Origin of the sequence: Nitratireductor basaltis, assembly GCF_000733725.1 — a bacterium.
Classification (GTDB): Bacteria; Pseudomonadota; Alphaproteobacteria; order Rhizobiales; family Rhizobiaceae; genus Chelativorans; species Chelativorans basaltis.
The window spans coordinates 410,233-433,375 of sequence record NZ_JMQM01000002.1 but is presented as its reverse complement, the minus strand read 5'-3'; the positions used below and the strand labels follow the sequence as shown (position 1 = coordinate 433,375).

The window sequence follows — 23,143 nt, the reverse complement described above, 5'->3', positions numbered from 1 at the left end:
CGCCTCAGTAGACGCGCGCCTTGGGCGCGATCTTGGCCAACTCGATGCCGCCATCCTCTTCGCTCAGAAGCGGGTCGGTGTGCACCGGGCGATAATCGAGGGTGACCTTGCCACTCTCGTCGATCCAGGAAAGCGTGTGCTTGCGCCAGTTGGCGTCATCACGCTCGGTGAAGTCCTCACGTGCATGCGCGCCACGGCTCTCCTTGCGAGCCTCTGCCGAGTAGACCGTGACAACCGCATTGGCCATCAGGTTTTCCAACTCCAGCGTTTCCATCAGGTCCGAGTTCCAGATCAGCGAACGGTCGGAGACCTTCACATCCGGCAGTTCCTTCCAGACCTCGGAGATGCGCTTGCAGCCCTGCTCCAGCGATTCCTGCGTGCGGAACACGGCAGCATCTTCCTGCATGGTGCGCTGCATGTGCTCGCGGATCTCAGCCGTTGGCGTGGAGCCGGAAGCGTGGCGCAAGCGATCAAAGCGGTCCATGATCTTCTCGCACGCCGCCTCGTTGATCGGCGGAACCTTCGAATCCCGGTCGACCACCTGGCCTGCACGGATGGCTGCGGCACGACCGAAGACCACGAGATCGATCAGCGAATTGGAGCCGAGACGGTTGGCGCCGTGCACCGAAGCACAGGCTGCCTCGCCCACGGCCATCAGACCAGGCGCCACCGCGTCCGGGTTTTCGCTCGTCGGATTCAGCACTTCACCCCAGTAATTGGTGGGGATGCCCCCCATATTGTAGTGAACCGTCGGCAGAACCGGGATCGGCTCGCGCGTCACGTCCACGCCGGCAAAGATGCGCGCCGATTCGGCGATGCCGGGCAGGCGCTCGTGAATGACCGCCGGGTCCAGATGGTCAAGATGCAGGAAGATATGGTCCTTGTTCTTGCCAACACCGCGGCCTTCGCGGATTTCCATGGTCATGCAGCGCGAGACAACGTCACGCGAGGCAAGATCCTTGGCGGACGGCGCATAACGCTCCATGAAGCGCTCGCCCTCGGAATTGACCAGATAGCCACCCTCACCGCGTACACCTTCGGTGATCAGGCAGCCGGCTCCATAGATACCGGTCGGGTGGAACTGCACGAACTCCATGTCCTGCAGCGGCAGGCCCGCGCGCGCAACCATGCCATTGCCGTCGCCCGTACAGGTATGGGCCGACGTGCAGGAGAAATAGGCGCGGCCATAGCCACCGGTCGCAAGCACCACCATCTTGGCAGCGAAACGGTGGATGGTGCCGTCTTCCAGGTTCCAGGCCACAACGCCGGTGCACACACCATCGGTCATGATGAGGTCGAGCGCGAAATACTCGACGAAGAACTGTGCGTTGTTCTTCACCGACTGGCCGTAGAGCGTGTGCAGGATGGCGTGACCGGTACGGTCGGCTGCCGCACAGGTGCGCTGCACCGGCGGGCCGTCACCGAAATTCTGCATGTGGCCGCCGAATGGACGCTGGTAGATGCGACCATCCTCGGTACGCGAGAAAGGAACGCCATAATGCTCAAGCTCATAGACCGCAGCCGGAGCTTCGCGAGCCAGATATTCCATGGCATCCACGTCGCCAAGCCAATCCGACCCCTTCACGGTGTCGTAAAGGTGCCACTGCCAGTGGTCGGGACCCATATTCTGCAGAGATGCCGCGATGCCGCCCTGGGCAGCAACCGTATGCGAACGGGTCGGAAAAACCTTGGTGATGCAGGCCGTCTTCAGCCCCTGCTCGGCCATGCCAAGCGTTGCACGCAGACCCGCACCGCCGGCACCGACAACCACCACGTCGAACTTGTGATCGACATAGGTATAGGCGCTGCCAGCCTTCTTCTCACTTGCTGTAGCCATATCCGCCATCAGCCTCCAAAGGCAATCGTTACAAGGGCGTAGAGTGCGCTCACGCCGACTATGAAGGGAAAGAAGATGTTGAGCAGGATCAACGGCACCTTGGCCGGACCATGCACATAGTCCTCGATGATGACCTGCATACCGATCTTCATGTGATACAGGATCGAAAGCAGCATCAGCGCGATCAGGATGGCAACAACGGGATTGCCGAGCGCGCCGCGCACGGTCTCGTAGGAAGCGCCGTTATAGAAGACGACAAACCCGACGAAAAAGATCACCAGGAAAAGGTTGGATACGGCCGTCAGGCGCTGACGCCAGAAATGGTCAGTGCCTTCCTTGGCAGAGCCGAGGCCGCGAACGCGGTTCAAGGGTGTGCGAAAGTCACTCATGATCAGGCTCCCCCACCGAACGCGTAGCCGGCGACCCAGATCAGCACGGTCAGCGTGACCGAGCCGATGATGGTCGCATAGGCGAACTTGGTCGCCGTCTGCTTCTCAAGACCGTGACCGGTATCCCATATAAGGTGGCGGATGCCGCCCAGCATGTGATGAAGAAGCGCCCAGGTGTAGCCGAACAGGATGAGCCGCCCGAACCAGGATCCGTAAATGCCGTTCACCGTCTCGAAAGCTTCCGGTCCGGACGCTGCGGCGACCAGCCAGATGACCAGCAGGATCGTACCGAAATATAGCGCCGCCCCCGTGATGCGGTGCAGGATCGACATGACCATTGTCGGAATGAAACGATAGACAGAAAGATGTGGCGAGAGGGGCCTCGCGTGGGTGGCTGTTGGCTTGCTCATGGCTTCCCCGTTATCTGGCGGAACAAGCCTCACACTGATGAAGTGTTGGGCAGATCCGCGGCAGGTGGCTTTCTAATGCGCTTTTTGCACTGCGTCAAAGCCGCAGACACCCAACTTTCGCCTTAATCGATTTGGGCATGGTGCCGCTATCGTTTGCATGAAAGCGGACGCTTTCCGGTCACGATCCAGAGGGCTTCTTCCGGATCGACATTGATTGCGTAAGGCGGTGACTGGAAACGAACATCCTGATCCGGCGGAGAGGGAAAAAGCACCACGTCCTGCCCGCGCGGACTCAAGACCCTGATCCCGCCCACATCGGATGTCGAGATCGTGAGGCTTCGTCCGCCATCACAGTGGAATGTCACCGGCAAGCGCAGACCGGAGCCTGATTCGCCCGGCTCACTGCCGGTTGCCGCACAGCCCGAAAGGACTGTCAGCAAAATCAGGCTTCCTGTGATCTTGCGCCCCCGCCGGCCCCAGCCGGAACGGGAGCTAGCTGCCATTGAAGCGCACCACGTGGCTTGTCCAGTCGGCAGGGCCGGCGATCTTCTCGTAGAGGCGGCGACCTTCGACCGAACCGCGCGGAGCATTCAGCACGAGCCGTGTCCAGCCGCGCTCCTCGGCACTGTCGCCGAGCACGTCCACCAGCGCCTTGGCGATGCCCTTGCCGCGATGGTCGTGATGCACATAGAGATGCTCGGCCAAACCGTAGCGCAGACCGGAAAGCGGGTCCGGCAAGTCATAGAAAACGGCAAAACCCACAAGCGCACCGTCGAGATGCGCGCCCAGAACTTCCGCCACGCGGTCTTGCAGCAGCGTCTCTGCATAAAACTCGTCGGGCCGCCGCGGCGCACCCCGTTTCAGCGATTGTGTATGAGCGGCAAGGAGTGGCGCGAGACTGTGCGCATCCTTCAGCCGCAGGAGACCGATATCGATCTGAGGCGTGTCAGTCATGAATAGTCCTGGTCGGTTTTGCGCCGCGAAGCACTCACCGCGCACAGTTCGTCAAATTAACCACAGCTGTCAATTGCGTCATGGGATCGCCGCACTCGCAATGGACAACAGTTAAGAAAGCATTAATCTAAATTGTGAGGAGGCCGCGACAGACATGGAGTGCGCGATGCCTTGGAACAGAAATACGATCGCGGCCGGTGCGCTTGCCCTGGCCGCATTCTTTACGGCAAGCGCTTCTGGTGTGGCTGGCGACCGCGCGGATGCTCTTGTTTACGCGGACGGCTACGGCAATCTCGTCATCCACGCCGCATCCGGCTTCAAGCGGATCATCGTCGGTGAGGGACATCGCCTGGATGCGGTCGTACCGGATCAGGCCGAGGAGCCGGAGGTCGTCTACCTCGACGATACTTCAACAACGGAACGGTCCTACCGTCGGCGCTGCCCCTATGGCGTGCTCGTGAAGGGCCGCTCCTACATGTACGGCCTGCCGGACAATGCCTTGCCGGTCCTGCGCGCCGACTGCCCGTGATCTGCGGCCGGCATAGGTAAGATCAATTTCGAATACCTGCACCACCTGCAGGCTGGGAACGAGTAATGAGCAATGCGTCAGCAGCGCGAAATCTTCGCGCGCAGATCGACCAGATACAGCCGATGACCCGCTTTGTGCTGGCCACGCTTGCGCTTGCCAGCGGTGTCTACACCTATCTGGGCGTGCGCAGCCTGCTCGACGGCTCGGCCACGCTCGTGTTCTTCTCCGCCATTATCTATTCAGCAGCGGTGTCGGTCGGCATCTATGGCTTCTGGAGCTACCTGATCCGCTTCGTGCCGGAGATGCGCGATGCCGCTTCGCGACTGGTGCTCATGGGCGTCATGGTCCTTGGATGCCTGATGATTGTCGCCATGTCGTCCTGGCTAAATGCCGCCGCTCTTGCAGGCTCGGCAGCGGTCGAGCAGCACCTGGCCGAGACACTTGAAGATTACACCGGCGATCTGGACCAGGCGCATGGCAACGCACTTGGCGCCCTCTCGCTTCTGCCCGACATCCAGCGTGCTTCCGACCGCTTCGCCAGACTTGCCGACGACGAGCGCCAGTCCGGCGCCCTGACCGGCACCTCAGGTTCCGGCAGCGTGGTGCAATTGCTCACACAAATGTCGGCGCAGATGGACGAGCTGCACGCCACCATCCTAAATTCCCGCGACACGGTTTCGACATTGTTCGAGGAAGGTCAGCAGCATCTGGCCACGATGCGCGGCCTTGTCTCTGCGCCCGGCCCTGTGCAGCCACGCTCGGACCGCTTTGCCGAAGAGGCCGTGGCGCTGGCCGGCGTTATCGCGTCGCTTGAGCAGACCTCGATCGCCCCCTCCGTTGCGCGCGCTGCCTCAGACCTCTCCGCCGGGTTCATTGCGCCCGTCGCCGATGGCAGCAATGCCGAGCTTGCAGGACGCCAGGACCAGGTGATGGCGACCGTCCGCGAATCCGTCGCTGCGCAGTCGAAGGCTCTCAGCATCGCCGCCGAAGAGATCATGGCGCAGCCGCAGGTCGCCGAGCGGCGCTACGTGCCGCTGTCAGCCGCCGAAGCCGTGCTGCGCTATGCATCAAGCTTCCTCCCGAGCTGGGCTGGCGCAATTTCCATCGACCTTCTGCCCGCCGTGCTCGTGGGCATCATGAGCGTAGTCTACGCCTCCATTCGTCGTGACGAGGCCGTCATGAGCGATGCCGAACGCCTCACGGCAGCCGATCTGCTGCGGTCGCTGGATGTACAGCGCGCGCTGACTGCCCGACAGGACCGGGCGTCCGAGCCAGAAGCCTCCCCGCAGGCACGGCCCGAAAACCCGGTCGAGGAACCCTCACCCGGGCAGAACGTCACTCCCCTTTCACTCAATGAACGCAAGCGGCAAGAGCCATGAGTCAGAACCTGTATCCAACCCTCCAGCCCAAGCGCCGCAACGCCTTCATCCGCTATATCAGCCGTTTTGACGAAGCTGCGGTGGTGCGCTGGGCATTTGTGGGTGTGCTGCTTGGAACAGCCGCGCTTCTGGGCATGGATCTGCGCGAGATGGTCGACCGCAATGGCGGTCTATGGGGCGAAAACAGGCAGCAGCTGACGCGCGAATTTCGCGTGCTGCCGCCCGCCGTGACTGCTGTGCCTTCTGCCGATGCGCAACCCAATGACCCGCGCCAGCATGTGGAGGGCGGTCGGGAGACATTGAGCCAGCCAATGACCTTTGCTCTGGAAGCAGGAGGCATATTGCGCGCAAGTGGCGCTATCGACCCCGGCTCGGCCGAACGCCTTCGCACGGAGCTTGAAGCGCGTGGAGAATATGTCTCGCGTATCAGCGTCAATTCACCCGGCGGCTCGCTGGATGATGCCATCGCCATGGCGCGCATGGTTCGGGAATACCAGCTCGCAACCGTCGTGGAAGAAGGTGCAATCTGCGCTTCTTCCTGCCCGCTGTTCTTCGCCGGAGGAATAGATCGTCAGATTGCTGAAAAGGCTGCAATCGGCGTGCACCAGTTCTATGCGGCAACCGACAACATCATTTCTGCAGCACAGGCCATGGCCGACGCCCAGATGACCACGGCCCGCATTTCGCGCCATCTGGACGAAATGGGCATCGATCCCGCGCTCTGGCTGCACGCGCTCGATACGCCACCGCGTGCCCTCTACTATTTTTCGCCCGACCAGCTGCGCGACTACGGTCTGGTGACCAAGCCCCAGCGCCTCGCCCGCAGCTAGGGTAGCGCTCTCAGGGGAACCGCTGGAAGCTGGACGCGTTGGGAAGCAGACAAAGGAGCTTCCCAGATGGCAGAGACAAGAACACTTACCGATCACGACGAGATCCGCGACTGGGCAGCCGCACGGGCGGGCAAGCCCGTCATCAGCGACCCCGCACCGGGCATGGACGAAGGACGCCCGGTTCTGCGCATCGCTTTCGGACAACATGCCTATCAGGATACCGACGAGGGTGCGGACCATATCGGCGGCAACCAGATCGTCGAATGGGACGAGTGGTTCGAGGAGTTCGAAAAGCGCGAACTGGCCTTGGTGGTCAGTGTCGACGTGCCCGGCCAGCGCGACGAATTCCACGAGATCATACGGCGCTGATTATCAGCTTTCGCAAACGAAAAAAGGCGGCCCGAAAGCCGCCTTTTCCTGTTTCAGATGATGAAGCTTACACCTTTGGCCACTCTCGGATATCCACGAAGCGTCCGGCGATTGCTGCCGCCGCGGCCATGGCGGGCGATACGAGATGCGTGCGGCCCTTGAAGCCCTGACGGCCCTCGAAATTACGGTTGGAGGTCGAGGCGCAGCGCTCGCCCGGCTTCAGGCGGTCGTCATTCATGGCAAGGCACATGGAGCAGCCCGGTTCGCGCCAGTCGAAACCGGCAGCCTTGAAGATCTTGTCGAGCCCTTCGGCCTCGGCCTGCGCCTTCACCAGACCGGAGCCCGGAACGATCATGGCATCCAGACCGTCCTTCACCTTCTGGCCTTCGGCGATCTTGGCTGCTTCGCGCAGATCCTCAATGCGACCATTGGTGCACGAGCCGATGAAGACGCGGTCGACCGCGATATCGGTGATCTTGGTGCCAGGTGTCAGGCCCATATATTCAAGCGCGCGGCGCTTGGACTGACGCTTGTTCTCGTCTGGAATGTCTTCCGGGTTGGGCACGACGCCGGTGATGGAAACCACGTCCTCAGGTGAAGAACCCCAGGTGACGATGGGCGGCAGATTGGCCGCGTCCAGTTTCACCACGCGGTCGAAATGCGCACCTTCGTCGGTCTTCAGCGTCTCCCAATAGGCACGTGCCATGTCCCAAGCCTTGCCCTTGGGTGCGCGCGGGCGATCCTTGATATATTCGAAGGTCGTCTCGTCAGGCGCGATCATGCCTGCGCGCGCGCCGCCTTCGATGGACATGTTGCAGACCGTCATGCGGCCTTCCATGGAAAGCGCACGGATGGCCTCGCCTGCATATTCCATCACGTGACCGGTGCCGCCGGCCGTACCGATCTCGCCGATGATGGCGAGGATGATGTCCTTCGCGGTCACGCCTTCCGGCAGCTTGCCATCCACCTGGATGAGCATGTTCTTCGCGCGACGCTGGATCAGCGTCTGCGTGGCCAGAACATGCTCGACCTCCGAGGTGCCGATGCCATGGGCCAGCGCGCCGAAGGCGCCATGGGTGGAAGTGTGGCTGTCACCGCACACGATCGTCATGCCCGGCAGTGTGAAGCCCTGTTCCGGACCGACAATGTGCACGATACCCTGCCGCTGATCGGCCTCGTTGTAGTACTCGATACCGAATTCCGATGCGTTCCGGGCAAGCGCCTCGACCTGAATGCGGCTTTCCTCGTTCTTGATGCCGAACTTGCGATCCGGCGAGGTGGGCACATTGTGGTCGACCACAGCCAGCGTCTTTTCCGGGTGGCGCACCGGGCGGCTTGCCATGCGCAGTCCTTCGAAAGCCTGCGGGCTGGTCACTTCATGAACGAGATGGCGGTCGATATAGAGCAGGCACGTGCCATCATCCTGGCTGTCAACCAGATGATCGTCGAATACCTTGTCGTAAAGGGTGCGTGGTTTGGTCATGTCACTATTCCTGGGCGGAGCTTTGAATTTGATGGCTGACGCGCTGCTATGGCAGCGCCCGGGCTGGTCCGCCTAGCGAAGTCGACAGCTGACCGCACCGGTCAGATGCGCATAGAAGCGTCCCGGCAGGCGTTTTGCATCCTGCAGGACAATCATCTGATATGCGCTTGTGCCGTCCATTCGCTCCATGACCGCGCTTTTACCAAGCTTTTGCGAGATCGGCAATTATGCGAGCCCCTATTCTTCGGAGCGCGGCTCCTTGAGATCGAGCTTTGTTTCGAAGCGTCGCATTGTGGCCAGAACAAGCACGCCAAGAAGACATCCCAGAAGTGCGACGATCCAGAGGCCAAGCCCCAGCGCCAGGCCCGTGGAAGCGGCAATCCACATCCCGGCCCCGGTGGTCAGGCCCTTCACCTCGCCACCCTTGAACAGGATGAAACCGGCGGCAAGAAAGGCCACGCCGGACGTGATGGCTTCAACGAGACGGATCGGATCGCTACGCACGGAATCGGCGCCAAAAACAGGCATCGACACAATTTCAATCGCAATGATGGCAAATGCTGCCGAAGCCAGACAGACGAGCATATGCGTGCGAAGTCCGGCAGGCCGGTCCGCCAGTTCCCGCTCGAAGCCCAGGAAACCGCCCATGATGACAGCCGCGACAAGGCGCAACGCAATGATCTGCACGGGAATGACGGTTTTGAAATCGAATTCTTGAACCAGAGCATCCATTCCGCACAAACGGATGATGCTGCTTGCTGGTTCCGGCATGGCGCGAAACGCAAATGGCCGGCGCAATCGCACCGGCCATTTCGATATTCTGCTCATCTGACAGGAGCGGATCTGCTCCCTTCAGAGAAAACCCGTGGCTTAGCCCTGGTTCTCGTTGTTTGCAGCCTCGTTCTGTGCTGCTTCCTCTGCGGCCTTCTGCTGTGCGAGAGCCTCTGCAGCTGCGACCTTCTCGGCCTCGATGCGAGCCTTCTCGTCGGCAACGGCCTGACGTTCGGCATCATTGAGCTTGCGGGCGCGAACGCCGGTATTCTCGGTGATACGGGCGGACTTGCCGCGACGGTCACGCAGATAGTAGAGCTTCGCGCGGCGAACCTTACCGCGGCGGACCACTTCCACGCCCTCGACCAGCGGGGAGTAGACGGGGAACACGCGCTCAACGCCTTCACCATAGGAGATCTTGCGAACCGTGAAGTTCTCCTGGAAGCCGGAGCCGGAACGGGCAATGCAGACGCCTTCGAAGGCCTGTACGCGGGTACGCGTACCTTCGGTCACGCGAACCTGCACGCGAACAGTGTCGCCTGCGGAAAATTCGGGAAGCTGGCGCTGTGCAGCAATCTTCTCGGCCTGCTCGGCCTCAAGCTGACGGATAAGGTCCATCGTCACACCTCTTGTTCTTTGCGAAGTGCCAGAGCGCTCATCTCGCCGACAGTCTCTGACCGCCTGAGGAGTGTCCGTTCTTTCGAACGAAGCAGGAGCGAATTCACCTTCATTGATTGGTCACGGCCATGGACCTCCCATGGCAGCGGTACGCGCACATAACGCAACGGGACCCGGAAATCAACTGCAATCGGGACCGGCCACAGTCGCAAAAACATGACCCCACCGCTCACTTTTTCCGGAACATCGTGGCTGCAGCCATTGTTGGTTTCCGGTCACCAAGACAATTGAAGGGACCAAACTTATGTTTCATCACTCCTCAAAGCTTCAATACGAAGTGCGCGTTGACAAGCCCAATCCCGTTTTTGCGAAAATGCTTCAGCAAGCCATTGGCGGTGTCGAAGGCGAAATCCGCGTGGCGATGCAGTATTTCTTTCAGGCCATGGGCGCACGCGGCGATGACAAATATCGCGACCTGCTGATTGCGACCGCAACCGAGGAACTGTCCCATATCGAATTTCTCGGACATGCCGTGGCGCTGAACCTTGAGGGGGCGCCCCTGTCCATGCAGGAGGAAGCCGCGAAAGACCCGGTGGTCAATGCCATCCTGGGCGGAATGAATCCGCGCCACATCCTGTCTTCGGGCCTTTCGGCCATGCCGGTCAATTCCAATGGCGTGCCTTTCGACATGAGCCACATCTATGCGACCGGCAATATCGGCGCCGACATGCTGGCCAATGCCACCGCCGAGGCAGGCGGGCGCGTTCTTGCGTCGCGTCTCTACAACATGACGGACGATGGCGGCATGAAGGACATGCTGTCCTTCCTGATCGCACGCGACACGATGCACCAGCAGCAGTGGCTTGCCGTGATCGAGGAACTTGGCGGCCTGGAGAAATCGCTGCCGATCCCGAACTCCACTCCGGAAGATCACGAGGCAACCGAGCATTCCTACTACTTCCTCAACACGCTGCTCGACAAGGAAGCGCCAAAGGGCCGCTGGACCGAAGGTCCCTCGCTCGACGGCAAGGCGGAATTCTCGGTCAGGGAAAAGCCCGAACCGCAGGGTCAGGAGCCATCACTCGGCAAGGCGCGCAAGGGCTCAGGCGCGCAGAAGGAACAGATGTAGGATGTACGACAAGCGGGGGAGCCACGGCTCCCCTGTTTCCTTTTCAGTCCTGTTCGTATTTCAGCCGACCGACGATGCGGCTTTCATTGCCGTCCGAAGGATGGTTGACCCCGTCGGTTACCGGCACGTCGCTGAAATCGAACGGCGTCACACCTTCGAGACAGGCGGCATTGATGCCGAACTCTTCCGGATTGGAGCGCCTCTGGTGATGGGTGTAGATCCCACAGCGCGAGCAGAAGTAATGCTTCGCCGCGCCGGTATTGAAGGTGTAGAGCGTCAAGGCTTCCTGCCCCTGCAGGATTTCCAGATCGTCCAGGCGCGCCGACACGGTCACTGCCCCGCGCATTCGGCAAAAGGAGCAGGTGCAGCGTCGGGGCCGGTCGAGGTCATCGACAAGCCGCACGGCAAATTTCACGCTCCCGCAATGGCAACTGCCAATACGCCTGGGCGCGCTCGGACCACTCATCGCTGCGCCTTCCCTTCACGACAATAGGCAGCCCAGAGATCGGGCCGGCGCTTCTTCGTCAGTTCCACGGCCCGGTCGTAGCGCCATTCTGCAATCCTGGCATGATTGCCCGAGGCAAGAATTTCGGGGATTGTCATGCCCTCGAATTCGCGCGGACGGGTATATTGCGGATGTTCCAGAAGTCCGCTCTCGAAGCTTTCCTCCTCGCCCGAATGCTGGTTTCCCATGACACCCGGCAACAATCGGATCACCGCATCGAGAAGCACGATGGCCGCAGGTTCTCCACCTGACAGGATGTAATCACCGATCGAGACTTCCTCGAAATCCCGCGCTTCTATCAGGCGCTGGTCCACACCTTCGAAGCGCCCGCAAAGAATGACAGCCCCCGGCCCTTCTGCCAGCGCGCGCACGCGCTTCTGGTTGAGAGGCCGCCCGCGCGGGCTCATCAGAAGCTTGGGGCGCGGATCATCGGCAGGCGCGACATGATCGACTGCCTTGGCCAGAATATCCGGCCGCATCACCATGCCAGCGCCTCCACCGGCAGGGGTGTCATCAACGCTTCGATGCTTGTCGGTGGCGAAATCGCGTATCTGAACCGTCTCCAGTTCCCAGGTGCCCGCCTCGCGCGCCTTTCCCGCCAGCGAGGTTTCGAGCGGGCCGGGAAACATTTCGGGATAAAGCGTCAGGATGCTGGCGCGAAAACTCATGGATGCGCCTCGCTCTCATCGGCTTCGCTGCCGTCTTCGTCACTGGCGATCAGGCCCGCTGCAGCCGGATCGACGACCATATAGCCCGCTGACGGCTTTACCTCCGGCACGGCATCTCGGGTAAAGGGCATCATGACGCTGCGACCCGAAACCGGTTTCACCTCAAGGATGTCGCCTGCCCCGAAGTCATGAACGGCGATCACCTTGCCGAAGTCTTCACCTGCTGCATCGCGCACGGAAAGGCCGATGAGGTCGGCGTGGTAATACTCTTCCTCATCCAGATCCTGCGGCAGCACGGCACGTTCCACGAACAGTCTCGCGCCAGCCAATGCCTCGGCACCCGATCTGTCATTGACGCCTGCGAAGGAAACCACCAGCACATTCTTTGCCGGACGCGCTTTCTGCACGAGAAGCTCCCGCCCATCATCCGTGTGGAGCGGCCCGTAGTCACCGATAGCCAATGGATCTTGCGTAAAGCTCTTGACCCGCAGCTCACCGCGAATGCCGTGGGGCGCACCCACCACGCCGAGCTGCACGGGATCGCGAAGCACTGCCATCATCACCTCAGTCCAAGTTGCAAGGCCGCGCAAGACCGCGCTTTTCCGGAAAGATCAGCCCGACGGCGTATCGGTCGAACTGTCCCCGCTGGAGATTTTCACTGCCACGGCTTCGATACGCTCGGCAAGCTCCAGGATCACGCCGGTCAGCGCGGAATCCTGCTTGTCCGCCTTCAGAAGCGCCTCGTCACGCGTCTTTCGAAGCGTTGCGACCTCGGTTTCCATCCCCTGGATGCGCTTTTGCAGTTCAACGAGCTCATCCATCACCATGATGCCCGCCATGACGGTGATCCGCTGATCGCCGATCTCGCCGAAGGAATCCTTCAGGTGACCGACATAGCGGTCGAAACGCTCCGCCAGGCTGATGAGGTGCTCTTCCTGCCCCTCGTCGCAGGCCATGCGATAGGCCTTGCCATCAATGGTGACCGTGACTTGTGCCATCAGGTGCCTCGTTGCGCCTACCGGTCAAGAACGGCGCGTATGGTTTCCATCGCCGTGACCAGCCGGCGCGACACTTCGCGATTCACATCCGCCAGCCGCTCGGCACGTGCTTCGGATTTGTCGAGTTCCTGGGCCAGTCGCGCACGATCTGCGCCCATACGCTGCACTTCCGCTTCGGCTTCGGCATAGTCATGCTCTTTTTCCAGGCGTGCATCGACAGACGCCTCAAGCGTCTCGATGGCTTTTCCAAGGCGCCCCAGCGCTTCCCGGAGCGTGGTATCGCCGGAATTTTGGATGTTCATGGACATCTTTCCCAGCCGCCCGCCTGCAAAATATGCGGAATCTGAATGTTTTAGTTCTGAAAGATTATGCGCCGGATGAACCCGGCGTCAACAAAGTGCACCATCTATCCCCCAATTTGAAGCAGTGCAATTCTCTTGCTTCAGGTCCTACCGGAACACGCAGGACCGCAGCCACGAATCAGGCTGTTTATTGACTTAAAGTCCCTACCTGCTATGTCTCGCCTGCTTTTTTGGGGCCGCCGGCCTCAAGCTCGATCACAACCTGGCACCCGACCTGCGAGCACCAATGATCTCACGCGACAAACACGACCGGATGGCAAATGCGATCCGCTTCCTCTCTATGGACGCCGTCGAACAGGCGAAGTCCGGCCATCCTGGCCTGCCCATGGGCGCAGCGGACATAGCAACTGTCCTCTATACGCGCTTCATGACCCATGACCCGAAGAAGCCGGACTGGGCAGACCGCGACCGCTTCGTGCTTTCCGCCGGTCACGGCTCGATGCTTCTCTATTCCCTGCTTTACCTGCTGGGCTATGAGGACATCACGATCGACGAGATCAAGAATTTCCGTCAGCTCGGCTCCCGCACTGCCGGCCATCCCGAATATGGCTATGCGGCCGGTATCGAGACGACGACGGGTCCGCTGGGCCAGGGTCTGGCAAACTCGGTCGGCATGGCGCTCGCCGAGCGCCTGCTCAATGCCCGCTATGGCGACGAGCTTGTCAATCACTACACCTATGTGCTCGCCGGCGACGGCTGCCTCATGGAAGGCATCAGCCAGGAGGCGATCGCACTTGCCGGTCACCTGAAGCTGAACAAGCTCATCGTGATGTGGGACGACAACCAGATCTCCATCGATGGTCCTGTGTCCCTTTCCGACAGCACCGACCAGTGCGCACGCTTTGCAGCGTCCGGCTGGAACACGATCCGCGCAGACGGTCACGATCCCGATGCCATTGCATCCGCGATCGAAGCCGCACGCGAATCCGACCTGCCGACGCTGATCGCATTCCGCACCACCATCGGCTACGGTTCGCCCAACAAGGCCGGCACCAACAAGGTTCACGGTTCGCCGCTGGGTGCCGAGGAAATCGCAGCCGTCCGCAAGGAACTCGGCTGGGAAGCAGAACCCTTCGTGGTTCCTTCAGACATTCTGGACGACTGGCGCCTCGCCGGCCTTCGCTCCGCCAAGGAGCGCAAGGAGTGGGAGAAGCGCCTGGCTGCGGTCAGCGCCGAAGTGCGCGCCGAGTTCGAGCGCCGCATGCGTGGCGACCTGCCGGAAAGCTTTGCTGGCGCCATCGACGACTACAAGAAGAAGCTTGGCGAGGAGAACCCGAAGCTTGCCACCCGCGCAGCCTCGGAGAACGCTCTCGAAGTCATCAATGATGCGCTCAGCGAAACCATTGGCGGCTCTGCTGATCTCACCGGTTCCAACAACACCCGCACCAGCCAGCTGGGCGCGGTGAAGCCGGGCGAGTTTTCCGGTCGCTACATCCACTATGGCATCCGCGAGCATGGCATGGCTGCAGCCATGAACGGCATGGCGCTGCATGGCGGCGTGATACCCTATGGCGGCACCTTCCTCACCTTCTCCGACTATGCACGACCGGCCATGCGTCTGGCGTCGCTGATGGGCATCCGCTCCATCTTCGTGATGACGCATGATTCCATCGGACTTGGCGAAGACGGCCCGACCCACCAGCCGGTGGAGCATCTGGCTGCATTGCGTGCGATCCCGAACCACCTCGTCTTCCGTCCGGCCGATCCGGTCGAGACAGCCGAGTGCTGGCAGGTCGCGCTGGAAACGAAGGATGCTCCTTCTACGCTGGCGCTCACCCGCCAGAAGCTTGAGCCGGTGCGCAACGACTACAAGTCGGAAAATCTTTGCGCCCGCGGTGCATACGAGCTTCTCGCTGCAAGCGACGAGGCAAAGGTCACCATCTTTGCCAGCGGCTCGGAAGTCGAGATCGCCGTCGACGCGCGCAACCAGCTTGAAGGCCGCGGCGTGCCAACCCGGGTTGTCTCCGTGCCGTGCTTCGAGCTCTTCGAGGCGCAGTCCGACGAGTACAAGGATATGCTTCTGGGCAAGAACACGGTTCGCATCGCCATTGAAGCCGGCATCTCGATGGGCTGGGAACGCTTTATCGGCGAAGACGGTGTCTTCATCGGCATGAAGGGTTTCGGTGCCAGCGCGCCTGCGCCCGAGCTCTACGAGCATTTCGGCATCACCGCGGAAGCCGCGGTTCAGGCGGCGGAAGCACGCCTGAACAAGGCCGACTGAACGTGAACGAGCGTCCGGCGCTGGCTCATGCCAGACGCCGGACTGCCGCTTTCAATTGCTGGCTGTGAAAGCTAGACAGACCGCGTCCCCTCACGCCTTTCCCAAGGCTCCAAGTTCCGGAGGAAGTCCATGACAGTGAAAGTCGCCATCAACGGGTTTGGCCGCATCGGCCGCAATGTAGCCCGCGCAATCTACGAGTCCGGCCGCAAGGACATCGACATCGTTGCCATCAACGATCTTGGCCCTGCCGAGACTAACGCACATCTGCTGCGCTATGACAGTGTTCACGGTCGTTTCCCGAGCGAGGTGAAGGTCGACGGCGACACGATCCGCATCGGCGACGACAGCTTCAAGGTGTTCGCCGAGCGCGACCCGTCCAAGCTGCCATGGGGTGACCTTGGCGTGGACATCGTGATGGAATGCACCGGCATCTTCACCTCCAAGGAGAAGGCCTCCATGCATCTGGAGGCAGGCGCCAAGCGCGTTCTTGTTTCCGCTCCCGCATCCGGCGCCGACATCACCGTCGTCTATGGCGTGAACCACGACAAGATCACGTCCGACCACACGATCATCTCCAACGCATCCTGCACCACGAACTGCCTGGCACCGGTCGCCAAGGTCCTCAACGATGCTTTCGGCATCGAGAAGGGCTTCATGACAACGGTTCACGCCTATACCGGCGACCAGCCGACGCTGGACACGATGCACAAGGATCTCTACCGCGCCCGCGCGGCAGCCATGTCCATGATCCCGACCTCGACGGGTGCGGCCAAGGCTGTCGGCCTTGTTCTGCCCGAGCTTCAGGGCAAGCTCGATGGTGTTGCCATCCGCGTTCCCACCCCGAATGTCTCGGTGGTCGACTTCAAGTTCGTGCCGAAGACAAAGGTCACGGTCGAAGAGGTCAACAAGGCCCTTGTCGACGCAGCCAATGGTTCGCTGAACGGCATCCTTGCATTCACCGACGAGCCGCTTGTCTCGATCGACATGAACCACAACCCCGCCTCCTCCACCTTTGCTCTCGACCAGACCAAGGTGATCGACGGCGACCTCGTGCGTGTCATGTCCTGGTATGACAACGAATGGGGCTTCTCCAACCGCATGGCCGATACCGCAACGGCAATCGCCAAGACCCTCTGATCGACGCGCCAAAAATTCCGCTGTGACAAAACGCCCGGCCATCAACCGGGCGTTTTTTTATGTTGGCTGTTGATGAGGTTGTTAACCGGCCTCATGTTGTAGAGTGTAAAAAGCAGGCAGCGAGGGCGATGGATCAGGGCATTTACGTAATCATCTTGATCGGCACTGCCTTGGTGCTACTCGCAGCTTTCTCAAGCCTGATCGCTCGACGTTTCGGCGCGCCTCTCCTTCTCATATTTCTTGGCATTGGACTGGCCGCGGGTACCGATGGCCTGGGGCTGGATTTTGACAATGCGACTGCCGCCTATTTCATCGGCTCCCTCGCGCTCGCCGTGATCCTGTTCGATTCAGGCTTCGGCACCTCTCTCGCTTCCTTTCGCGCGGCGGCAGCTCCGGCGATCACTCTTGCAACATTTGGTGTATTGCTGACGGCAGGCATTGTTGGCGTTGCGGCGCATTTCATCACCGATCTGGGCTGGCTGCCTTCCATGCTTCTGGGCGCCACGGTCGCCTCCACGGACGCCGCGGCGGTCTTCTTCCTGCTGCGCGTTGGCAACATTTCCGTGCGAGACCGAGTGCGCTCGACGCTGGAGGTGGAATCCGGCTCGAACGATCCCATCGCGATCTTCCTCACCCTTTCCCTGGTAAGCCTGATCGCTACCGGTGCGGCTGCCGAACCGGAAAAGCTCGCGCTCGACGTTGCATTCGGGTTCCTGCAGCAGATGGGCATCGGTCTCGTGGCCGGCCTGATCGGAGGCTATCTGATCGTGCGCCTCGTCATCCGCCTGCGGCTCGACCAGGGGCTGGTCCCGATCTTCGTGCTCGCGCTTTCCCTGCTGGTCTTCTCAATCACAGGCGCATTTGGAGGCTCGGGCTTTCTTGCGGTCTATATTGCCGGGCTCGTTGCGGGCAACAGCCGCCTGCGCGCGACCGATCAGATCAAGCGTTTCCAGGATGGGGTGACCTGGCTTGCCCAGATCATCATGTTCCTGGTTCTGGGGCTGTTCGCCACACCGTCGCAGTTCCCGGAGATCGCCCTGCCCGCCCTGGTCCTCGGCGTATTCCTGATCTTTGTGGCCCGGCCGATCGCGGTTGCGCTATGCCTTCTTCCGTTCCGTTTCACTCGCGAGGAAACCGCTTTCATCTCCTGGGTTGGGCTGCGCGGCGCCGTCTCGATCCTGCTCGCAATCACGCCGGTCATCGACAATATTGATGGTGGGCGGGCGCTCTTCAACACGGTCTTCATCATCGTTCTCGTCTCGCTGATGATACAGGGCTGGACCGTGGGCCCGCTTGCGCGTCGCCTCGGAATGGTCGTTCCACCACGCCTCGGGCCACTCAACAAGGTGGAACTGGAACTGCCCGGTTCCGCCCACCACGAATTACTAGCCTATCGCATCGTCGCCGGCAGTCCGGTGGAACGCGGCGCGCGCATTCCGCGCTGGGCGAGACCGTCGCTCGTGCTGCGCGACGGGCGATCCATGACCTATCAGTATGCAGGCCGCCTCATGGCCGGCGATCGGGTCTACATCTTCGTCCCCGACCGCTATCCGCGTCTGCTCGACCGCCTGTTTGCCAGCCCCGCCGAGGTTGATTCCGAAGATGCCGAATTCTTCGGTGCATTCGCGGTTGATCCCGACCGCCCTGCGCTGGAACTGGAACAGGCCTATGCGCCCGGCCTGAAGGAGAAAGAACTCGAAATGACCATCGCCGAGCTCGTCGCGGCAAGGCTTGGAGGGCGCGCCGAATATGCCGACCGTGTCACCCTCGGCAATATCGAGCTTATTGTGCGCGACGTGGACGACGACGATCACATCACCTCCATCGGTCTGTCGGTCGAACCACCTGCCCAGGCGCCCAAGGTGCCTGCCTTCATCAGCGTCAGCGAATTGCTGCGTCGGCTGTGGGCGATGTTGCAGAGCCGCAAAACCGCGCGAGAGCCACGCGCCGGAGAAAATTAAGCGCTTTGGCCTCGTGCAGCCACCTTGCAAGACGCCAGCCTCACTGTATGTTCCAGCCCGATTGCGTTTTGCCTTTCAAGAAGGAGTGGCGGGTAGATGGCTGGTTTCAAGACACTTGACGATCTGGACGATGTATCCGGCAAGCGCGTGCTTGTGCGCGTTGACCTCAATGTTCCGGTCAAGGATGGCAGCGTGACCGACACGACCCGGATCGAGCGTATCGCGCCGACCATTACCGAACTTTCCGACAAGGGCGCCAAGGTCATCCTGCTCGCCCATTTCGGACGCCCCAAGGGCAAGCGCACGGAAGCCGATTCGCTCGGGCCCATTGCATATGCCGTGGAAACCACGCTTGACCGCCGCGTCCATTTCGCCTCCGACTGCATCGGGGACGAAGCTGCCGATGCAATCGAGGAAATGACCGGCGGCGACATACTGCTTCTGGAGAACACCCGCTTCCACGAAGGCGAAGAAAAGAACGACCCCGAATTTGCCAAGGCGCTGGCAGAGAATGGTGACATCTACGTGAACGACGCCTTCTCCGCGGCCCACCGTGCCCATGCTTCCACCGAAGGTCTCGCCCGCCTCCTGCCCGCCTATGCCGGTCGCACCATGCAGGCAGAGCTTGAGGCGCTGGAAAAGGGCCTCGGCAATCCGGACCGTCCGGTTCTGGCCGTGGTCGGCGGTGCCAAGGTCTCCACCAAGATCGATCTCCTGCTCAACCTCGTGAAAAAGGTCGACGCACTGGTCATCGGTGGCGGCATGGCCAACACCTTCCTTGCAGCCCGTGGCAGCGATGTCGGCAAGTCGCTTTGCGAGCATGACCTGGCAGAGACGGCAAAGCAGATCATGATCGATGCGGCTTCCGCCGGTTGTGCCATCATCCTGCCCTCCGATGCGGTGGTGGCACGCGAATTCAAGGCAGGCGCTGCCTCTGAGGTCGTGGATGTGGACGCGGTCCCCGCTGATGCCATGATCCTCGATGTGGGGCCGAATTCCATCGAGAAGGTCAAGGAATGGCTTGAGCGCGCCGACACCGTGGTCTGGAACGGACCGCTTGGTGCATTCGAGATCGAACCCTTCGACAAGGCCACGATGGAATCCGCGCGCTTCGCCGCCCAGCGCACCCGCGAAGGTCTGCTCGTGTCCGTCGCCGGTGGCGGTGACACGGTCGCAGCACTCAACCAGGCAGGTGTCGCCGAAGACTTCACCTATATCTCCACCGCGGGTGGTGCATTCCTTGAATGGATGGAAGGCAAGGAGCTGCCGGGCGTGGCCGCGTTAAGCAATTAACGTAAAATCCTTTCCTTTCAATCGATTAGGGTTCTTCTACCCACATTCCGTTTTCTCGTGCCTTCTGCTAATCGCCTCTCAATGGCTTTAAAGGAGGCACGAGAATGAGCGAACGTCTTGAAGATATCGCCGCCAGGATGGTGGCTGAGGGCAAGGGCATCCTCGCCGCAGACGAGAGCACCGGCACCATCAAGAAGCGTTTCGACACGATCAGCCTTGAGTCGACCGAAGAGAACCGCCGCGACTATCGCGAGATGCTGTTCTCCGCTGACGAGGCGATGAAGAACCACATCTCCGGCGTCATCCTCTACGACGAGACACTTCGCCAGAAGGCAAAGGACGGCACGCCGCTCGCGCGGATGATCGCTGACGCCGGTGCGGTTCCCGGCATCAAGGTCGACAAGGGCGCAAAGCCGCTTGCAGGTTTTGAAGGCGAGACAATCACCGAAGGTCTCGATGGCCTGCGCGAGCGCCTGAACGAATATTACGAGCTCGGCGCGCGCTTTGCCAAATGGCGCGGTGTCATCTCGATTGCCGATGGTCTTCCCACCTGGGGTGCGGTGAAGCAGAACGCGCAGGCGCTCGCACGCTACGCGGCGCTCTGCCAGGAAGCCGGCATCGTCCCGATCGTCGAGCCCGAAGTGCTGATGGACGGCAATCCCGGTACCCACAAGATCGAGCGCTGCTACGACGTGACCGAGTGGGTTCTGAAGACCGTCTTCGACGAGCTTTTCGATGCCCGCGTGAAGCTTGAGGGCATGATCCTGAAGCCGAACATGATCATCGACGGCAAGAATGTACGCACTGCCAGCCGCGAAGAGGTTGCAGAGCGGACCGTACGCTGCCTCAAGGCCACCGTGCCGGCCGCAGTTCCAGGCATCGCCTTCCTCTCCGGCGGTCAGTCGGATGAAGAGGCAACCGCACATCTGTCGATCATGAATGCGACCTATGACATGCCGTGGAAGCTGACCTTCTCCTATGGCCGCGCGCTGCAGGCAGCAGCCCTGAAGGCATGGGGCGGCAAGGCGGAAAACGTGGCTGCAGGCCAGCGCGCCTTCACCCACCGTGCCCGCATGAACGGCCTTGCAGCCAGCGGCAGCTGGAAGCAGGACCTCGAACAGGCTGCCTGATCGTTGTAAATGCGGCGGAGGGCCGATGCTCCTCCGCCGTTTCGCTTCACGCATGAAGCGAATGTGAGTTCACGCCACCGGCAGCCTTTGCTAAGGCTTGGCCATGAACGCACTCAAAGCCGCCTTCTCCTGGATCGCCTTTCCCGTCTATGCCTGGCAGGGCATCGGTGTCCGCCTCAGAACACCGCGCATGCTGCCGCCCCAGGGCCCTGTTCGCCATCGCATCGAAGGCAAGGACCCCGCGGTACGCCTGCTGGTGATCGGCGACTCCTCTGCCGCGGGTGTGGGCATTGCAGACAACAGCCACGGGCTTCCATCGCAGCTGGCGCGCCTGATCGCACTTCGCCATGACCGCGCCGTTACCTGGCGTGCTGCGGGTTTCAACTCGGCGACATCTGGCCAGCTGCGCGATCATGTCATTCCCAATCTGGCGGATGAAAACTGGACGCATATCGTGCTGGTCGTGGGCACGAATGATGCCAAGAACTTCCACACCATCCCCCGCTTCAAGCGCGAATTCGGCGGGCTGCTTTACGCATTGCGGGCCAAGTGGCCGGAAGCGCTGATCGTCTGGTCGCCCATCGTGAATATGCGGCAGATGCCAGCGCTGCCGCCGCTTCTGGGAAAGATTCTCGCCATCCGCGCCGAGCTTGTGAACCGCAAGGGGACGCTGCTCTGTCAGGAGCGCGGCGTGGTACCGGCCCTGCCACTGCCAATCGACGATCCTGAGCAAGGCTTCGCCGAAGACGGCTTTCACGCTTCGGCTGCAGGCTACCGCGCTTGGGCGGAACATCTGCTGCACTACATGGAGGAACGCCGTCAGGTGGATCGCCCGGGACGGCTGGTCGCCTGATCTCACCCGTGGCTGACAGCGACCGTCAGCATGATCGCGGCGATGGCGACAATGGCCAGCTTCCAGAAATCCTTGCGCTTCTTCAGCCCCGGCAATCCGAGCGGACGAATGAGGTGAAGCACCATCATGGCGATCACCAGAAGCGAAAGTATCTTGGTCATATGTGCCCGCTCTCCGGATTCCTGAGCGGATCTTGTGCCCGTTGGCAGCAGAACTGTCAAAATGCTTGGGCAGCGACTGGCCCAAACCCATTGGATCTTGCAGCTTGACCTTCCCTCGTTGAAAGACCAGTTTCGCCACCGATAGATGAAATGAGGTGAGACATGGCACTCGACGGCAAGACGGCAATCGTGACTGGCGCAGCGAGCGGCATCGGCTACGCGATTGCAGAACGGCTATTGCGCGAAGGCGTGCGCGTGGTTCTCGCCGATATTGATGCCGAGAAGGGCGCTCAGGCCGTTGAAGACCTCGAGAAGCTTGGCGAGGTCCGCTTCGTCAAGACGGATGTCTCCAAGAGTCTCGACGTGCACAATCTCGTCGCCTCGACCATCGACGCTTTGGGCGACATCGACATTCTCGTCAACAATGCCGGAATTGTGCATGGCGCGGATTTCCTCGACCTGAAGGAGGAGGATTTTGATCGCGTGATCGGCGTCAACCTCAAGGGCGCTTTCCTCGTGGGGCAGGCCGTGGCGCGCTACATGGTCGAAAAAGTGAAGACTGGCGGCGCTGCCGGTTCCATCATCAACATGTCGTCGGTCAATGCGGTCTTCGCTATCGCCAACCAGGTTCCATATTCGGTCTCCAAGGGCGGTATGAACCAGTTGACCAAGGTCATGTCCCTGTCGCTTGCTCCCTATGGCATCCGCGTGAATGCCATCGGACCAGGCTCGATCATGACCGAAATGCTGGCAAGCGTGAACGCGGACCCTGCTGCCAAGAAGCGCATTCTGTCGCGTACTCCGCTTGGGCGCATCGGCGAGCCGAAGGAGATCGCCTCCATCGCAGCTTTCCTCGCATCCGACGACGCAAGCTATGTCACCGGCCAGACAATCTATGCCGATGGCGGACGCTTGCCCCTCAATTATACGGTCGATGTGAAGGAAACCGACGACTAGGGCGCGCCGCTGTTTTATCAAGCCCGCTGAAAAGGCTCCTGACTCTATGTTGTCAGGAGCCCTGTGCGAAAGTGACGCCGCGTCAATGAGGGAGACGTGGCATTGGTGCTGCCCCTGCGCAGATGAACAGCTGTTAATTTGCCTACTGGCATGAATACCGCCATATTGCCCCTTTCCGGCACCATTCCCCCTGGTGCAG

At 61.0% G+C, this 23,143-nt stretch carries 26 protein-coding genes; 12 read left to right on the top strand and 14 right to left on the bottom strand.

All coding sequences use genetic code 11. The features are described 5' to 3' along the window. Positions 1–4: 4 nt before the first annotated feature. The 5 genes from sdhA to EL18_RS14480 form a co-directional block, all read right to left on the bottom strand. Positions 5–1,837 carry a succinate dehydrogenase flavoprotein subunit gene (gene sdhA / locus EL18_RS14500; RefSeq protein WP_152553067.1) on the bottom strand — a complete coding sequence of 611 codons (1,833 nt, stop codon included), beginning with the start codon at positions 1,835–1,837 and terminating at the stop codon, positions 5–7. Between the two features lie 8 nt (positions 1,838–1,845). Then, complete coding sequence (gene sdhD, locus EL18_RS14495) at positions 1,846–2,226, bottom strand: succinate dehydrogenase, hydrophobic membrane anchor protein (protein ID WP_036485785.1); 381 nt, start codon at positions 2,224–2,226, stop codon at positions 1,846–1,848. Between the two features lie 2 nt (positions 2,227–2,228). Further along, entirely contained in the window at positions 2,229–2,636 is a 408-nt protein-coding gene (gene sdhC, locus EL18_RS14490) for a succinate dehydrogenase, cytochrome b556 subunit (protein ID WP_036485783.1), read from the bottom strand. 146 nt (positions 2,637–2,782) lie between these two features. Then, on the bottom strand, positions 2,783–3,139 hold the full coding sequence (locus EL18_RS14485) for a hypothetical protein (RefSeq protein ID WP_152553066.1): 357 nt from the start codon (positions 3,137–3,139) through the stop codon (positions 2,783–2,785). Continuing rightward, the gene (locus EL18_RS14480; protein ID WP_036485773.1) at positions 3,129–3,590 is read right to left on the bottom strand and encodes a GNAT family N-acetyltransferase; all 462 of its coding nucleotides are present in this window, start codon (positions 3,588–3,590) and stop codon (positions 3,129–3,131) included. The genes EL18_RS14485 and EL18_RS14480 overlap by 11 nt, the downstream gene beginning before the upstream one ends. Positions 3,591–3,756: 166 nt before the next feature. Here EL18_RS14480 and EL18_RS14475 point away from each other — a divergent pair, with 166 nt between their 5' ends. From EL18_RS14475 to EL18_RS14460, 4 genes are all read left to right on the top strand, one after another. Beyond that, on the top strand, positions 3,757–4,119 hold the full coding sequence (locus EL18_RS14475; protein WP_036486449.1) for a hypothetical protein: 363 nt from the start codon (positions 3,757–3,759) through the stop codon (positions 4,117–4,119). A gap of 65 nt (positions 4,120–4,184) precedes the next feature. Further along, on the top strand, positions 4,185–5,498 hold the full coding sequence (locus EL18_RS14470; protein WP_036485771.1) for a hypothetical protein: 1,314 nt from the start codon (positions 4,185–4,187) through the stop codon (positions 5,496–5,498). Continuing rightward, positions 5,495–6,328, top strand: a complete 834-nt coding sequence (locus EL18_RS14465; protein ID WP_051914310.1) for a COG3904 family protein — start codon at positions 5,495–5,497, stop codon at positions 6,326–6,328. Before EL18_RS14470 ends, EL18_RS14465 begins: the two co-directional genes overlap by 4 nt. 66 nt (positions 6,329–6,394) lie before the next feature. Next, the gene (locus tag EL18_RS14460; protein ID WP_036485769.1) at positions 6,395–6,697 is read left to right on the top strand and encodes a hypothetical protein; all 303 of its coding nucleotides are present in this window, start codon (positions 6,395–6,397) and stop codon (positions 6,695–6,697) included. Between the two features lie 67 nt (positions 6,698–6,764). Here EL18_RS14460 and leuC read toward each other — a convergent pair whose 3' ends face one another. From leuC to rplS, 3 genes are all read right to left on the bottom strand, one after another. Continuing rightward, on the bottom strand, positions 6,765–8,180 hold the full coding sequence (leuC, locus tag EL18_RS14455; protein WP_036485767.1) for a 3-isopropylmalate dehydratase large subunit: 1,416 nt from the start codon (positions 8,178–8,180) through the stop codon (positions 6,765–6,767). A 237-nt stretch (positions 8,181–8,417) separates the two neighbouring features. Next, on the bottom strand, positions 8,418–9,008 hold the full coding sequence (locus tag EL18_RS14450) for an MgtC/SapB family protein (RefSeq protein ID WP_244444610.1): 591 nt from the start codon (positions 9,006–9,008) through the stop codon (positions 8,418–8,420). A 42-nt stretch (positions 9,009–9,050) separates the two neighbouring features. Then, on the bottom strand, positions 9,051–9,569 hold the full coding sequence (gene rplS, locus EL18_RS14445; RefSeq protein WP_036485763.1) for a 50S ribosomal protein L19: 519 nt from the start codon (positions 9,567–9,569) through the stop codon (positions 9,051–9,053). A gap of 304 nt (positions 9,570–9,873) precedes the next feature. On the opposite strand from rplS, the gene EL18_RS14435 reads away from it, so the two are divergent. After that, positions 9,874–10,698, top strand: a complete 825-nt coding sequence (locus EL18_RS14435; RefSeq protein WP_036485759.1) for a manganese catalase family protein — start codon at positions 9,874–9,876, stop codon at positions 10,696–10,698. 43 nt (positions 10,699–10,741) lie between these two features. Here EL18_RS14435 and EL18_RS14430 read toward each other — a convergent pair whose 3' ends face one another. From EL18_RS14430 to EL18_RS14410, 5 genes are read right to left on the bottom strand one after another with little or no spacing between them, the layout of a single operon-like run. Beyond that, positions 10,742–11,164, bottom strand: coding sequence for a GFA family protein (locus EL18_RS14430; RefSeq protein ID WP_036485757.1), 423 nt, complete (start codon positions 11,162–11,164; stop codon positions 10,742–10,744). Beyond that, entirely contained in the window at positions 11,161–11,871 is a 711-nt protein-coding gene (gene trmD, locus EL18_RS14425) for a tRNA (guanosine(37)-N1)-methyltransferase TrmD (RefSeq protein ID WP_036485754.1), read from the bottom strand. Before trmD ends, EL18_RS14430 begins: the two co-directional genes overlap by 4 nt. Then, the gene (rimM, locus tag EL18_RS14420) at positions 11,868–12,428 is read right to left on the bottom strand and encodes a ribosome maturation factor RimM (RefSeq protein ID WP_036486447.1); all 561 of its coding nucleotides are present in this window, start codon (positions 12,426–12,428) and stop codon (positions 11,868–11,870) included. Before rimM ends, trmD begins: the two co-directional genes overlap by 4 nt. A 54-nt stretch (positions 12,429–12,482) precedes the next feature. Continuing rightward, positions 12,483–12,869: a cell division protein ZapA gene (locus tag EL18_RS14415; protein WP_051914308.1), complete on the bottom strand. Its 387-nt coding sequence runs from the start codon at positions 12,867–12,869 to the stop codon at positions 12,483–12,485. 17 nt (positions 12,870–12,886) lie between these two features. After that, positions 12,887–13,171, bottom strand: coding sequence for a DUF4164 domain-containing protein (locus EL18_RS14410; RefSeq protein WP_036485752.1), 285 nt, complete (start codon positions 13,169–13,171; stop codon positions 12,887–12,889). Positions 13,172–13,457: 286 nt separating this feature from the next. Here EL18_RS14410 and tkt point away from each other — a divergent pair, with 286 nt between their 5' ends. From tkt to EL18_RS14380, 6 genes are all read left to right on the top strand, one after another. Continuing rightward, on the top strand, positions 13,458–15,452 hold the full coding sequence (tkt, locus tag EL18_RS14405) for a transketolase (RefSeq protein WP_036485750.1): 1,995 nt from the start codon (positions 13,458–13,460) through the stop codon (positions 15,450–15,452). 129 nt (positions 15,453–15,581) lie between these two features. Further along, entirely contained in the window at positions 15,582–16,589 is a 1,008-nt protein-coding gene (gene gap / locus EL18_RS14400) for a type I glyceraldehyde-3-phosphate dehydrogenase (RefSeq protein WP_036485748.1), read from the top strand. Between the two features lie 128 nt (positions 16,590–16,717). After that, positions 16,718–18,550 (top strand): potassium/proton antiporter, encoded by a 1,833-nt coding sequence (locus tag EL18_RS14395; protein WP_036485747.1) that lies wholly within the window; start codon positions 16,718–16,720, stop codon positions 18,548–18,550. A 96-nt stretch (positions 18,551–18,646) separates the two neighbouring features. Next, positions 18,647–19,843 (top strand): phosphoglycerate kinase, encoded by a 1,197-nt coding sequence (locus EL18_RS14390; protein ID WP_036485745.1) that lies wholly within the window; start codon positions 18,647–18,649, stop codon positions 19,841–19,843. Between the two features lie 104 nt (positions 19,844–19,947). Continuing rightward, positions 19,948–20,973, top strand: coding sequence for a class I fructose-bisphosphate aldolase (locus EL18_RS14385; protein WP_036485743.1), 1,026 nt, complete (start codon positions 19,948–19,950; stop codon positions 20,971–20,973). 103 nt (positions 20,974–21,076) lie between these two features. Then, positions 21,077–21,826 (top strand): SGNH/GDSL hydrolase family protein, encoded by a 750-nt coding sequence (locus EL18_RS14380; protein ID WP_036485741.1) that lies wholly within the window; start codon positions 21,077–21,079, stop codon positions 21,824–21,826. A gap of 2 nt (positions 21,827–21,828) precedes the next feature. Here the strand turns inward: EL18_RS14380 and EL18_RS18100 are convergent, their stop codons facing one another. After that, positions 21,829–21,987, bottom strand: a complete 159-nt coding sequence (locus EL18_RS18100; protein ID WP_200875543.1) for a hypothetical protein — start codon at positions 21,985–21,987, stop codon at positions 21,829–21,831. Between the two features lie 162 nt (positions 21,988–22,149). On the opposite strand from EL18_RS18100, the gene EL18_RS14375 reads away from it, so the two are divergent. Then, positions 22,150–22,944, top strand: coding sequence for an SDR family NAD(P)-dependent oxidoreductase (locus tag EL18_RS14375; RefSeq protein ID WP_036485738.1), 795 nt, complete (start codon positions 22,150–22,152; stop codon positions 22,942–22,944). Positions 22,945–23,143 lie beyond the last annotated feature (199 nt).

Bases quoted from the DNA above. Each gene is read 5' to 3' on its own strand.
- EL18_RS14410 (WP_036485752.1), bottom strand. From the start codon at position 13,171: ATGAACATCCAAAATTCCGGCGATACCACGCTCCGGGAAGCGCTGGGG.
- EL18_RS14415 (WP_051914308.1), bottom strand. From the start codon at position 12,869: ATGGCACAAGTCACGGTCACCATTGATGGCAAGGCCTATCGCATGGCC.
- EL18_RS14435 (WP_036485759.1), top strand. From the start codon at position 9,874: ATGTTTCATCACTCCTCAAAGCTTCAATACGAAGTGCGCGTTGACAAG.
- rimM (WP_036486447.1), bottom strand. From the start codon at position 12,428: ATGGCAGTGCTTCGCGATCCCGTGCAGCTCGGCGTGGTGGGTGCGCCC.
- gap (WP_036485748.1), top strand. From the start codon at position 15,582: ATGACAGTGAAAGTCGCCATCAACGGGTTTGGCCGCATCGGCCGCAAT.
- EL18_RS14465 (WP_051914310.1), top strand. From the start codon at position 5,495: ATGAGTCAGAACCTGTATCCAACCCTCCAGCCCAAGCGCCGCAACGCC.
- EL18_RS14485 (WP_152553066.1), bottom strand. From the start codon at position 3,139: ATGGCAGCTAGCTCCCGTTCCGGCTGGGGCCGGCGGGGGCGCAAGATC.
- EL18_RS14390 (WP_036485745.1), top strand. From the start codon at position 18,647: ATGGCTGGTTTCAAGACACTTGACGATCTGGACGATGTATCCGGCAAG.
- sdhC (WP_036485783.1), bottom strand. From the start codon at position 2,636: ATGAGCAAGCCAACAGCCACCCACGCGAGGCCCCTCTCGCCACATCTT.
- trmD (WP_036485754.1), bottom strand. From the start codon at position 11,871: ATGAGTTTTCGCGCCAGCATCCTGACGCTTTATCCCGAAATGTTTCCC.
- EL18_RS14430 (WP_036485757.1), bottom strand. From the start codon at position 11,164: ATGAGTGGTCCGAGCGCGCCCAGGCGTATTGGCAGTTGCCATTGCGGG.
- EL18_RS14385 (WP_036485743.1), top strand. From the start codon at position 19,948: ATGAGCGAACGTCTTGAAGATATCGCCGCCAGGATGGTGGCTGAGGGC.
- EL18_RS14475 (WP_036486449.1), top strand. From the start codon at position 3,757: ATGCCTTGGAACAGAAATACGATCGCGGCCGGTGCGCTTGCCCTGGCC.
- EL18_RS14375 (WP_036485738.1), top strand. From the start codon at position 22,150: ATGGCACTCGACGGCAAGACGGCAATCGTGACTGGCGCAGCGAGCGGC.
- tkt (WP_036485750.1), top strand. From the start codon at position 13,458: ATGATCTCACGCGACAAACACGACCGGATGGCAAATGCGATCCGCTTC.
- EL18_RS14470 (WP_036485771.1), top strand. From the start codon at position 4,185: ATGAGCAATGCGTCAGCAGCGCGAAATCTTCGCGCGCAGATCGACCAG.
- leuC (WP_036485767.1), bottom strand. From the start codon at position 8,180: ATGACCAAACCACGCACCCTTTACGACAAGGTATTCGACGATCATCTG.
- sdhD (WP_036485785.1), bottom strand. From the start codon at position 2,226: ATGAGTGACTTTCGCACACCCTTGAACCGCGTTCGCGGCCTCGGCTCT.
- EL18_RS14460 (WP_036485769.1), top strand. From the start codon at position 6,395: ATGGCAGAGACAAGAACACTTACCGATCACGACGAGATCCGCGACTGG.
- rplS (WP_036485763.1), bottom strand. From the start codon at position 9,569: ATGGACCTTATCCGTCAGCTTGAGGCCGAGCAGGCCGAGAAGATTGCT.
- EL18_RS14450 (WP_244444610.1), bottom strand. From the start codon at position 9,008: ATGAGCAGAATATCGAAATGGCCGGTGCGATTGCGCCGGCCATTTGCG.
- EL18_RS14480 (WP_036485773.1), bottom strand. From the start codon at position 3,590: ATGACTGACACGCCTCAGATCGATATCGGTCTCCTGCGGCTGAAGGAT.
- sdhA (WP_152553067.1), bottom strand. From the start codon at position 1,837: ATGGCTACAGCAAGTGAGAAGAAGGCTGGCAGCGCCTATACCTATGTC.
- EL18_RS14380 (WP_036485741.1), top strand. From the start codon at position 21,077: ATGAACGCACTCAAAGCCGCCTTCTCCTGGATCGCCTTTCCCGTCTAT.
- EL18_RS18100 (WP_200875543.1), bottom strand. From the start codon at position 21,987: ATGACCAAGATACTTTCGCTTCTGGTGATCGCCATGATGGTGCTTCAC.
- EL18_RS14395 (WP_036485747.1), top strand. From the start codon at position 16,718: ATGGATCAGGGCATTTACGTAATCATCTTGATCGGCACTGCCTTGGTG.